General features: G+C 72.6%; 8 protein-coding genes. 1 reads left to right on the top strand and 7 read right to left on the bottom strand.

Annotated features, from left to right (window positions below):
* Positions 1 to 41: 41 nt before the first annotated feature.
* Entirely contained in the window at positions 42 to 2777 is a 2736-nt protein-coding gene (locus FHU36_RS39335; protein WP_246503231.1) for a helix-turn-helix transcriptional regulator, read from the bottom strand.
* A gap of 355 nt (positions 2778 to 3132) precedes the next feature.
* Between FHU36_RS39335 and FHU36_RS39330 the strand changes: the two genes are divergently transcribed.
* Positions 3133 to 3906 (top strand): thioesterase II family protein, encoded by a 774-nt coding sequence (locus tag FHU36_RS39330; RefSeq protein ID WP_185089201.1) that lies wholly within the window; start codon positions 3133 to 3135, stop codon positions 3904 to 3906.
* Positions 3907 to 3925: 19 nt separating this feature from the next.
* Here FHU36_RS39330 and FHU36_RS39325 read toward each other — a convergent pair whose 3' ends face one another.
* The 6 genes from FHU36_RS39325 to FHU36_RS39300 form a co-directional block, all read right to left on the bottom strand.
* Complete coding sequence (locus FHU36_RS39325) at positions 3926 to 4858, bottom strand: alpha/beta hydrolase (protein WP_185089200.1); 933 nt, start codon at positions 4856 to 4858, stop codon at positions 3926 to 3928.
* A 10-nt stretch (positions 4859 to 4868) separates the two neighbouring features.
* Positions 4869 to 5729: a 3-hydroxybutyryl-CoA dehydrogenase gene (locus tag FHU36_RS39320; protein WP_185089199.1), complete on the bottom strand. Its 861-nt coding sequence runs from the start codon at positions 5727 to 5729 to the stop codon at positions 4869 to 4871.
* Positions 5726 to 6655, bottom strand: a complete 930-nt coding sequence (locus tag FHU36_RS39315; RefSeq protein ID WP_185089703.1) for a 3-oxoacyl-ACP synthase III family protein — start codon at positions 6653 to 6655, stop codon at positions 5726 to 5728. The genes FHU36_RS39320 and FHU36_RS39315 overlap by 4 nt, the downstream gene beginning before the upstream one ends.
* A 22-nt stretch (positions 6656 to 6677) precedes the next feature.
* Positions 6678 to 8006 carry a crotonyl-CoA carboxylase/reductase gene (gene ccrA / locus FHU36_RS39310; protein ID WP_185089198.1) on the bottom strand — a complete coding sequence of 443 codons (1329 nt, stop codon included), beginning with the start codon at positions 8004 to 8006 and terminating at the stop codon, positions 6678 to 6680.
* Between the two features lie 17 nt (positions 8007 to 8023).
* On the bottom strand, positions 8024 to 9442 hold the full coding sequence (locus FHU36_RS39305; protein ID WP_185089197.1) for an acyl-CoA carboxylase subunit beta: 1419 nt from the start codon (positions 9440 to 9442) through the stop codon (positions 8024 to 8026).
* A 75-nt stretch (positions 9443 to 9517) separates the two neighbouring features.
* Positions 9518 to 11677: a penicillin acylase family protein gene (locus FHU36_RS39300; protein WP_312892149.1), complete on the bottom strand. Its 2160-nt coding sequence runs from the start codon at positions 11675 to 11677 to the stop codon at positions 9518 to 9520.
* Positions 11678 to 11738: the final 61 nt, after the last annotated feature.

The raw sequence follows: 11738 nt of genomic DNA, 5'->3' as shown, positions 1-11738 counted from the left end.
GAAACTCCGAGCGGAAACAGCGGGAGGAAATGGGAAGGGGCTCACCGCAGTTGCAGGCGGCGGAACTGAGTGGGCAGGTCACGCCTGCCCTTCACGTTCAGCTTGCGGTAGATGCGGGTGAGGTGCTGCTCGACCGTGCTCACCGTGATGTAAATCTTCTTGGAGATCTCCCGGTTGGTGTAGCCGAGCGCCGCCAGCGAGGCCACGCGTTGCTCGGCGTCGCTCAGCAGGTTCAGCGACTCGGCCTCCGACACCCCGGCCGGCTCTCCTACCGGGCCGACCGCCCGGCGCAGCGGCTCGGCCTGACACTCCTCGGCGATCTTGTCGGCCTGCTGGCCCACCAGCCGTGCCTTGTTGGACTCGCCCAGCTCGTTCAGGGCGTGGGTGAGATCCACGAGGGCGTAGGTCAGCTCCAGCCGGTCGCCGGCGGCCTGCAGCAGGTCCACGGCCTCCCGCAGCAGCGCCGGGCGCTGGGGCGCGTCGCTCACGGCGGCCAGCAACCGGCGCGACATGCCCCTGATCCGCGGTGAGCGCTCTCCGGGCAGCGCGTAGGCGTGACCGAGCACGGTGCGCGCCTTGCCGCGCTGTCCCAGCCGCAGCAGGGCCGCCGCGACGCCCTGGCGCCAGGGCACGATCCCCGGCGTGTCGAGCCCCCAGGACCGCATCAGGCTCCCGCAGGTGGTGAAGTCGCGCAGCGCCGCCTGGGGCTGGTCGGCCGCCAGATAGTAGTGCGCCCTCGCCTGCAGGTAGTGCAGCCCGAACCTGGTCTGCAGCAGCGCCTCGGGAACGGGGCTGCGCAGGCACTCCTCGGCCTCGGCGAAGCGGCCCATCTCGGTGGCGGCCCTGATCTGGGCCGCCAGCGACAGGCCCGCGAACACGCCGAGACCGCGCGGGGGCAGGGGCGCGAGCGAGACCCGGGCGTACTCCTCGGCGGCGGTCAGGTCGCCCTGCCGGATCGCGATGGCGGACCTGATCGCGGCCAGCAGCGTGCGCCAGGTGGGCGAGCGACGGTGCACCGCCTCCTCGTACAACCGGTCGCACCACGGCGCCGCCCGATGCGTGTTGTCGGAGTAGACCAGCGCGAACAGCGCCGTCTCCAGCGTGTCGAGGTTCGCGTCGTCGAGGGTCACCGACTGCAGGGCCCGCTCGGCGTTGTCCAGCGTGGTCTCGTCCGGCCCGTCGCGCAGGACGGACGAGAGCAGGCTGGGGCCCTGCGCCACGGACAGCCCCCACCCGGCGGGCTCGCGCCCACCGGTGCGCGCGCCCTCGACGCGGATCGTGGGGAACGTGGTGGCCAGCCATTCCGTCGTGGCCGCCAGGCGCAGCGCCGCCTCCTCGTCGCGTGGCTCGGGCAGCCGGTTCAGCGTGTCGGCCGCGGCGTCGAGCGCCCCGTGCCACACCTGGTAGCGCAGCAGGGCCGCGGTGTCGTCGAAGGACAGCGCGCCGGCGCGGGCCGACTCGGCCAGCGGGCCGAGGTGCCGCCTCACCACCGCGGGATTGAAGCGCCATTCGGCCCGGGCGAGCGCGGCGAGGAGCCGCGCGCGCTGCTCGTCGTCGCCGCACAGCCCGATCGCCAGCTTCAGGCACCGGGCGGCGAACTCGGGCTGGTCGCTGAGCAGCGCCTGGTCGGCGGCGATCCGCAGCTCGGTCAGCGCCCACGGCTCCGGCGGCGACCCGGCTCCGAGCAGGTGCTCGGCCACCGCGGTCGGCACCGCCCCCTCGGCGTGCAGCAGCCGCGCCGCCCTGGCGTGCATCGTCGTCCGCTCGTCCTCCCTCAGACCGTCGAGCACGGCGGCGCGGACGGCCGGATGGCGGAAGTCGTCCGACTCCAGCAGCCCGATCGTCCGCAGCACGCCCTCCGCCTGCCTGACCGCGGCCGGGCTCAGACCGAGCAGCTCGGGCAGCAGGTGCGGCGGCGCCGGCTCGGCCAGCAGGGCGAGGCCACGCGCGGTCTGCAGCACCGTCGGGTCGCCCCGGTGGAGCACGGCCCGCACGGCCCGGGCGAAGGCGTCGCCCACCACCAGGTCGTCGGCCGGCTCTCCGGTGTCGAGGTAGTCGTCGATCAGCGCCTTGACGAGGAGGGGGTTGCCGCCGCTCACCTGGTGACTGCACGGCCCCAGCTTGCGCGCCGCGTGCTCGCCGGCCTCCAGCTCCCACATGCGCAGCACACCCTCGGCCGAGAGCATGCCGATCTTGACGCGCTGGTAGTGGGCGTGGCGGGTCAGGGCGAACTCCACCTCGGGCTCCATGCCCTGGGTGTCCTCGCCGGTGGTCAGCACGAGGAAGACGTTGCTGCTCTTCAGCCGCTGGACGAAGTGGAGCATCAGGTGCCAGGAGGGCGAGTCGGCGTACTCCACGTCGTCGACGGTGATGAGCACCGGCCCGCTGCCGGACAGTTCGAGCACCGCCGACCAGAGCCGCTGCGTCATGTGCAGCCAGGCCGGATCGTCGGTGGCCGGCACGTCCGCGCACGCCCGGTTGCACGCCATGCTCTCGATGAGCTCCGCGGCGTTGATGGCCAGCTCAATGGGCATGGCGGCGCTGTGGAATAACTGGCTGGCCACGCCCAGCGACAAATTTCGATCAGCCGGCGAACACGTGGCGCTGAGCCAGGTGGCGCCCACCTTGACGGCATGTTGGCTGAAGGTGTAAACGAGTTCGGTTTTTCCGGCGGCGGTCGGTCCGGTGATCGCCGCGACCCGCCCGCTGCCCCGCGCGCTCCGGGCTAGCAGACTATTCAGTGTGGCCAATTCACTGGCACGCTCGATCAGTAGCATCAGGCTCCCCGTTTGCCCCGGCGTGGCACAGTGGCTGTGCGGATTACGCACGACACCACGCGACCGTTACTGGTCAAATCCGTCTAGACGCCAACATTCTGTACCGAGTTGCGGTCATTAATCAATGCCTTTGTCATTCATCACGGAGGGCCCATATTTCATCACTTCATCACGAGCCCGGGCGGCCGCGCGTGCATTTATCTGCGGGTTGGACGCCTTCTCGTAACCCCTTGGCAACCCTTATCCGAAGGACCGAACTAGGGGCCGGCACGCCTGGTCGGCGGCGCCGTTACGGAGATATTCTATTCTCCGTAACGGAGTGTCGTGCAAATGCGGTGAGGATGTCGTCGTAATTATGGACGGTAATAAGGTCGCGGGCGACTGGATCAGGCGCTACGCGGAACGGCCCGAGGCCGGCTCGGTCGTGGTCTGCCTTCCGCACGCCGGAGGGTCGGCCACCTTCTATCTCCCCGTCGCCCGCGCGGCCGCCCCCTGGGCCGATGTGCTGGCCGTTCAGTATCCCGGGCGGCAGGAGCGGCGCCACGAGCCCTGCGTCGAGACCGTCGCCGAACTGGCCGATCTGATCGCCGAGGAGCTGGAGCCGTGGACGGCCCGCCCGGTGATCCTTTTCGGACACAGCATGGGGGCGACCGTCGCGTACGAGGTGGCGCGGCGGCTGGAGGCCCGCGGCCTGCCGCCGGCGGGGCTGTTCGCCTCCGCGAGGCCCGCTCCGTCGATCGTGCGCGACCGCGGGTTACACCGCCTGCCGGACGCCGACCTCCTGGAGGAGATGCGGAGGCTGGGCGGCACGGCCGGGGCCGTGCTGCGCGAGGAGGAGCTCATGCGCGCCGCCCTGCGCGCGATCAGGTCCGACTACCGGGCCATCGAGACCTACCGCCACCCCGAGGGGCCGGTGCTGAGCTGCCCCGTGGTCGCGCTGGTGGGCGAGGACGATCCCCGGGCGAGCGTCGAGGACGCCGCCGCGTGGCGCGCCCACACGACCGGCGCCTTCCGCCTGCACACCTTCTCCGGCGGCCACTTCTACCTGACGGAGCACGCGCAGCGGGTCGTCGCCCTGATCGAGGCGCACGCGCGCGAAACGGCCGCCTCCCCCTCGTCCGCGAGGTGAGGCGGCCGCGGGATACGCGTCAGGGACGCAGCGCCCGGCGCAGCGCGTCGACCATGTCGGCGTTCATCCGCCGGGTCACGGCGACGTCGGCGACCAGCGCGGCTCCGTGGAACGTGCCCGGATACAGGTGCAGCTCCGTCGGCACCCCCGCCTGCACGAGCCGCTGGGCGTAGGCGATGCCCTCGTCGCGCAGCGGGTCGAACTCGCAGACCGACACGTACGCGGGCGGCAGCCCGGTCAGGTCCGTCGCCCGGATCGGCGCCGCGTACGGCGTCGCCCCGGCGGCCTCCCCCAGGTAGTAGCGCCAGCTCAGCACGGCCATGGGGCGGTTCCACATCGGCGTGTCGGTGAAGGCCAGCATCGAGGGTGTCGTCAGCCGGTCGTCCGTCACGGGCACGTCCAGGCACTGGAAGCGCAGCGGTGGACCACCGCGGTCACGGGTGAGGAGGGCGAGCGCGGTGGACAGGTTGCCGCCCGCGCTGTCGCCGCCGACGGCGATCCGGCCCGGGTCCACGCCCAGGTCCCCGGCCGCGCCGGCCAGCCACTCCAGCGTGGCGTACGCGTCGTCGAGCGCGGCCGGGAACGGGTGCTCGGGCGCCAGCCGGTAGTCGACGGTCACCACGACGGCGGGGATCCGGTCGGCGAACCGCAGGCTCCGTACGTGGAAGAAGTCGATGTCGCCCGAGACGAACCCGCCGCCGTGCAGGTAGATCAGCGCGGGCAGCGGCTCCTCCGCCTCCGGCCGGTAGACCCGGACCCGGACGCCGCCCGGCAGCCGCCGGTCCTCGACGGCCACGGCCCTGACCGCCGAGTAGGACGGCAGCACCTTCTCGATCTCCGCGAGCACGGCGGGGTCCATGGGCGGGGCGTCCCGCTTGATCACCTCGTCGAGTCCCACGGTGGGGATCAGCTCCGTGTACGGCACCAGCTCGGGGTCGAACGCGTACGGCAAGGTGCCCTCCTCAGACGTAGGCGTGGAAACCGCGGCCGGTCTTCTTGCCCAGCAGGCCGCCCTCGACCATGCGGAGCAGGATGGGCGGGGGCGCGAGCTGCGGCTGCTTGAGCTCCTGGTAGAGCGCGGAGGCGATGGAGTTCACCGTGTCGAGCCCGATGAGGTCGGCCAGCCGCAGGGGCCCCACCGGGTGGCCGCAGCCCAGGGTCATCCCCTTGTCCACCGTCTCGGCGTCGGCGAAGCCCGACTCGACCATCCGCATCGCCGACAGCAGATAGGGGATGAGCAGCGTGTTGATGAGGAATCCCGCCCTGTCCTGCGAGCGGATCACCTCCTTGCCGAGCACGTCCGTGACGAAGGAGGCCGCCGTGGCGCGGGCGTGCTCGCCCGTCAGCAGCGACGCGACCAGCTCCACCAGCGGCAGCAGGGGGACCGGGCTGAAGAAGTGCACGCCGATCACCCGCTCGGGCCGGCTGGTGGCGCGCGCCAGCCGGATGATCGGGATGGAGGACGTGTTGGACGCCAGGACGACGCGCGGATCCTCAATGATCTTGTCGAGTTCGCCGAACACGTGGAGCTTGAGCGCCTCGTCCTCGGGCACCGCCTCGAACACCAGCTCCCGGTCGGCCAGCTCCTTCAGCTCCGTCGTGAAGGAGACCCGCGCCATCGCGGCGTCCCGCTCGTCCGGCGTGAGCAGGCCCTTGCGCACGCCCTGTCCCATCGACCTGGCCACCCTGTCGAGGCCGCGTCCCACCGCGCCCGGCGACTGGGCGGCGATCCGCACGTCGAGGCCCGCACGGGCGCACACGTCGGCGATGCCCGCCCCCATGAGGCCGCAGCCGACCACGCCGATCTTCCGTGGCTGATTCATCGCTTCTCCTCCGGTGCCGCCCACCGCAGCAGGCCCGCGCCAATCGACATGCCGCCGCCGAACCCGGCCAGCAGCACCAAATCCCCCTGCTTCAGCACGCCGCTCCGGTGGGCGTCGTCCAGGGTCACGGCCACCGACGCGCTGCCCACGTTCCCGTAGCGCTCCAGCGTGCGGTGCAGGCGAGCGCCGGCGAGCCCCGCCCGCTCGGCGAGCTCGGCCACCAGCACGCCGTTGGCCTGGTGCGGGATGAAGACGTCGACGTCGCCCATGTCGTGGCCGGTGCGGGCGACGAGCGCGCCGAGCGCCGGCGGCACCTTCTCCAGGACGAAGTCCCGCACCCGGCGGCCCTCCATCCTGAACAGGCCGTCCTCCACCCTGATCAGCCCGTGCCCGGACCCGTCACTGGTCAGCTCGAAGCCCAGGAAACCGGCGGCGGCCGGGCCCACCACCGCGGCCCCGGCGCCGTCTCCGAACAGCACCGCCGTCCGGCGGTCGGAGAAGTCGAGGATGCGCGAGTAGACGTCGGCCGCCACCACGAGCGCGAGCCGGCCGCTCTCGGCCGCCAGCTCCCGCGCGAGGGCGAGCCCGTAGACGAACCCGCTGCAGACGGCGTTGACGTCGAAACAGGCCGCGCCGGGCGCGGAGATCGCGTGCTGCACCAGGGCCGAGACAGGCGGCTGCGGCGTGTCGGCCGTGGACGTCGACACGATGACGTGGCCCAGGTCCCCGGGGTCCAGACCTTCCATGGCCTGCTGTGCGGCGCGCACGGCCAGATCGGCCGTCGTCTCGCCGCTCGCGGCGAAACGGCGCGTGGAGATGCGGGTCTTCCTGACGATCCACTCCGGCGTGACACCCGCGCCGGCCGCCAGCTCCTCGTTGCCTACTTCCTCCTTGGGCAGGTAGGAGCCGGTGGCGAGTATTCCCATGGCTCGCACTGGTGTCTCCTGGTCAGGCGCGCAGCAGGTTGAGGCGCTCTTCGCCGACGCGGGCGCGCAGCGCCGGATCGGTCACGCCCAGCCCCGGCTCCGGAGCCAGGCAGAGCACGCCGACCTTGCCGAGATGCTGGTTGGTCTGCACGAGGCGGGTGGCCTCGGCCACCTCCGCCAGCGGGTAGTGCGCGGCCAGGGTCGGCACCAGCGTGCCCCTGGCGAACAGGCGCAGGCACTCCCACATCTCGTTCAGGTTGCCCGCGTGGCTGCCGATGACCCGCTTGAGGTTCATCCACAGGTAGCGGTTGTCGTACTCGTGGACGTAGCCGGTGCTCGACCCGCAGGTGACGACCGCGCCGCCGCGCCGCACCACGAACGTCGACAGGCCGAAGGTCTCGCGGCCCACGTAGTCGAAGACCACGTGCGGGTCCTCGCCCGTCGCGGCCCTGATGGCCTTGCCCAGCCGCTTGCCCGCGGCGATGGTCTCCTCCGGCGTGGCGGGCGGCGCGCCGCCGAGCCCGATCTCGTTCCGGTCGATGACCACGTCGCAGCCGAGCCGGCGCACCACCTGAGCCTTGCGGTCGGAGCTGACCACCCCGATGGGGACACCGCCGGCGGCCTTGACCATCTGCACGGCGAACGCGCCGAGCCCGCCCGCCGCGCCCCAGACGAGCACCAGGTCGCCCAGCTTGATCCTGGCTCCCTGCGGGCTGATCAGCATGCGGTACGCGGTGATGGCGCACAGCGTGAGGGACGCGGCCTCCTCCCAGGTCAGGTGGGCCGGTTTGGGCGCGAGCTGGCTGGCCCGCGCCACCGTGTAGTGGGCGAGCCCGCCGAAGTTCGTCTCGAACCCCCAGACCCGCTGCTCGGCGCCCAGCATGCCGTCGCCGTGCGTGGCGGGCTCCTGGTCGTCCACGTAGGAAGGGCTGATCACCACGTGATCGCCGGCCTTCCACCGCCGCACGCCGTCTCCCGCCCTGACCACCACGCCCGCCCCGTCGGAGCCGAGCACGTGGTAGGGCAGGGCGTGGCGGCGGGCGTGCCCGCCCGTGGCGGCCAGCCGCTCCAGGAAGCCGAACGTGGGCAGCGGCTCGAACATCGCCGACCACACGGTGTTGTAGTTGATCGAGCTGGCCATCACGGCCACCAGCACCTCGTCCGGGGCCAGCTCCGGCATCGGGACCCGGCCCACGCGCAGCGACTTGCGCACGTCCTTGTCGTCCATGCCGGCGAACATGTCGACGTCCTCGATCCGCAGGTGGGCGGCGAGGTAGTCGTCGGGTAACGGGGCGGCGGCCAGTTCCTGCGGGCCGGCGCCCGCCAGTACGGCTTCGGTCAGGGGCTCCATGGGGCTCCGTCCTTGGATCACAGCGGGATGTTGGCGTGCCGGCCCCGCCGGGGAAGGGCCGTGGCCAGGGCCTCGGCGAGCTTGCGCCGGGTCTCCGGGAAGTCGATCACCTCGTCCACGACGCCCAGGGCTCGCGCCCTGTCCACACCGCCCGCCTCACGTTCGAGGTCGGCGGCCAGCCGCTGCTGGAGGGCCGCCCGTTCGGCCTCCGGCGCCCGGGCGAGCTCCTTGCGGTGCAGGACACCGGCCGCCGCCTCGGCGCTCATCACCGCGATGCTGGTGCCGGGCCAGGCGAGGACGCGGGTGGCGCCGAGCGAGCGTGAGTTCATGGCGATGTAGGCGCCGCCGTACGCCTTGCGCGTCACGAGCGTCACCCGAGGCACCACGGCCTCGGCGAAGGCGTGCAGCAGCTTCGCGCCGCGCCTGATCACGCCCTCCCACTCCTGCCTGACACCGGGCAGGTATCCGGGCACGTCGACCAGGACGATCAGGGGTACGCCGAGCGCGTCGCACATCCTGACGAAGCGGGATGCCTTCTCGGCGCTCAGCGAGTCGAGACAGCCGCCCTTGCGCAGCGGGTTGTTGGCCACCACCCCGACCGCGCCACCGGTGAGCCGGCCGAGCCCGATCACCATGTTGGGCGCCCACCGCGGCTGCAGTTCCACGAACGGGTGGCCGGCGTCGAGGACGCCCCGGACCAGCGGCCGCACGTCGTAGGCGCGGCGCGGGCTGTCGGGCAGCAGTGCGCGCAGCCCGTCGCACTCGCCCGCCGTGCGCGGGTCGAACCGCGACGGGCCGCCGAGCAGGCCGGCGAGCAGGCGGGCCGCGGCGTAGGCCGCGTCCTCGGTCTGGGTCACCACGTGGGCGACGCCGGACTTGTCGCCGTGCGTGGCGGGGCCGCCCAGCGCCTCCATGTCGATGTCCTCGCCGGTGACCTTGCGGACCACGTCGGGACCGGTCACGAACATCCGCCCGGCCTGCGTCATCACCACCACGTCGGTGAGCGCGGGACCGTACGCGGCGGCTCCGGCGGCCGGGCCGAGGATGACGGAGATCTGCGGCACCCGGCCGGAGGCCCGCGTGATCGCGGCGAACACCCGGCCCACGCCGTCCATCGACTCCACCCCGTCGGCCAGCCGCGCGCCGCCGGAGTGCCACAGCCCGATCACCGGGACGTCCTCCCGGACGGCCGTGTCGATGGCCGTGACGATCCTCTCGCACCCCGGCCAGCCCAGGGCGCCGCCCATGACGGCGGGATCGGTGCAGAAGGCGATCACGTCCCGGTCGCCCACCCTGCCCCGCGCCGTGGCGACGCCGCAGGCGTCGCTCTCGGCCATCAGGGTCACGGAGCCGCGGTCGAACAACCGGGCGAGGCGGACGGCGGGTGCGCGGCCATCCAGCCGGGAATTTTCTGCAATGACCGTCAACGCCGTCATCCGTTCGTCGCAGCGGAGGTAATACAAACGCACGCTAACTGTGCGGAAGCAGCCGGACCAACCCCTTACGCACCCCTATCCCGAGGCCGGGGACAGCGCTATCCGCTGGGCTGCGGCGGCCTCCACCGCGGCCTTGCCGTAAAGCAGCGGGAAATATTCGCCCCGCTGCCAGGAGGCGGCCAGGTCGCGATAATGCGGGCTTCTCTCGTCACCGGACTGACCGGGCGCGTTGATGGCGATGGATTTGTCCCAGGCGCCCACGTCGAGCACCATTCTGAAAGAGGCGCCGAGAAGTTGCCGGAAGTCACCGGGGTGATAGACGGAGGCGTTCACGGTGTACGACGAGCCGCCCCGCGCGAACGGCCCGACATCCGCCCCGGTGGGGGAGGCGAACACGGTGCGCTGCAGGTCGCCCCACCGCCAGGCGGCGGGATCGGCGCCCAGCCGCGCGGCCACGTCGTCGTAGGCCGCGGCCAGGGTGCGCGTCAGCAGGTCCTCGTGGCCGCCGCGGCGCAGTTCGTCCAGGAGGATCCGCATGTCGAAGCGGGTCGCCTCCGGCGGCAGCCCCATCGCGCGCAGGAACCCCGGCCCCAGGTGCCTGCTGAGCCACACCTCGAAGAGCGCGGCGGGGCCCGAGTCCACCGCGCACACCCCGTCGAAGTCCCTGAGCACGCCGAGCGCCCGCGCCGCCGCCGGCTCGGACGGGGTCAGGTCCCTGATCAGGGCGACGAGCGAGCGGGCGGGCGTGGACAGCACGTCGTTCTGCAGCCGGGCCGAGCCGGCCACGGTAGCCCGCCGGTCCGCCGCCAGCACCTCGGCGATCCGCTGCCTGCGGTACGGCTGGTCCCATTCGTAGCCGACGCGCTGGCCCGGCGGGAGGTTGTACTCGTTGGCCGAGGCGACGAAGCCCTCGGGCGGGTCGAGCAGGCGGGGCAGGTCCTGGCCGTCACGGAAGCCGGCCCACTCGTAGCGGCCGTCCCCCGGCACGGGGAGCAGGCCGTCGTACCCCGTGCGCCGGGGCGCCAGGCCGCCGGGCACCCAGCCCACGTGGCCGTTCGCGTCGGCGTACACCTGGTTCTCCGGCGGCCCGCCCCAGGAGCGCATGACCTCGGCGAACTCCCCGAAGTTCCGCGCCTTCAGGTAGCGCAGCGAGCCGAAGTACGGCGCGGTGCCGGGTTCGAGCCAGGCGGTGCGCAGCGCGTAGGCCAGGCCGCGCGCCTCGTCGGTGGCGATGACCGGGCCGTGCCTGGTGAAGGCCAGCTCCACGTCCTGGCCGCCGCCGGGCACCGGCACCCGCTCGGTGACCTTCCGGAACGGCTCCCAGGCGCCCTTGTAGAGGTAGGAGTCGCCCTTGGTCCGGTAGACGTACAGGTCCTCCTGGTCCATCCCGAAGATCGTCAAGCCGAACGCGGCCGTGCCGTTGTGCCCCAGGGAGACGCCCGGCTGCATCGGCTCGCCCGCGCCGATGACGTCCAGGCCGGGCGCCGACAGGTGCGCCACGTAACGCAGCGACGGCGCGGTCAGCGACCGGTGCGGGTCGGCGGCCAGCACCGGCCGGCCCGTCGCGGTGCGCCGCGGTGACACCGCCCACGCGTTGCTGCCCTCGCCGGGCGGCCGCGGCTCGCTCACCAGCGTGGAGCCCTCCAGCCGGACGCCCTGGGTGCCGAGCTGGTACACGCGCAGCACGTCGGCGGGGATCGCGCACGGGTCGAGCCCGAGCGGCACCCGGGTCCGATGGGCGGGTTCGAGCCGCCACAGCAGCCGGTCGGCCTGGATGCCCGCCTTGCAGACGACCTGGGCGCGCAGGACCTCGCTGGTCACGTTCATCGCCAGGCCGTGGCTGCGGACGCGCACCACGTCCTCCGGCCGCCAGCGGGAGGGGGCGTAGCCGAGGCGGGCGAACTCGGGCGGCAGCGCCTCGGGGTGGCGCTCCAGCCAGGCGACGTAGGCGTTGAGGCCCGCGGTGAAGCTGGTCGCGGCCTGCCGGGCGGCGGGGCCGTAGCTCGCCCACTCGCGTTCCATGTCGCCCCGGTAGAGCAGCAGGCGGGCGGCCCGGTCGCGCTCGACGTAGGCGGGGCCGAACACCTCCGACAGCATGCCGAGACCGCGCCGCCGCCACAGGTCGAGCTGGAACAGCCGGTCCCTGGCGGCGTTGAAACCCTGTGCCAGGAAAAGGTCGGGCTCGTTCTGCGCGTAAATGTGCGGAACGCCCCACCGGTCCACGATGATTTCCACGGGCGCACGCAGCCCGGGCACCGGGTATTGCGGTTCGGGAATCCCACGCAGTGCACTCGCA

Origin of the sequence: Nonomuraea muscovyensis (genome assembly GCF_014207745.1) — a bacterium.
GTDB classification, from domain to species: Bacteria; Actinomycetota; Actinomycetes; order Streptosporangiales; family Streptosporangiaceae; genus Nonomuraea; species Nonomuraea muscovyensis.
The sequence above is the reverse complement of the archived record's forward strand: the minus strand, read 5'-3'. Positions and strand labels throughout refer to the sequence as shown.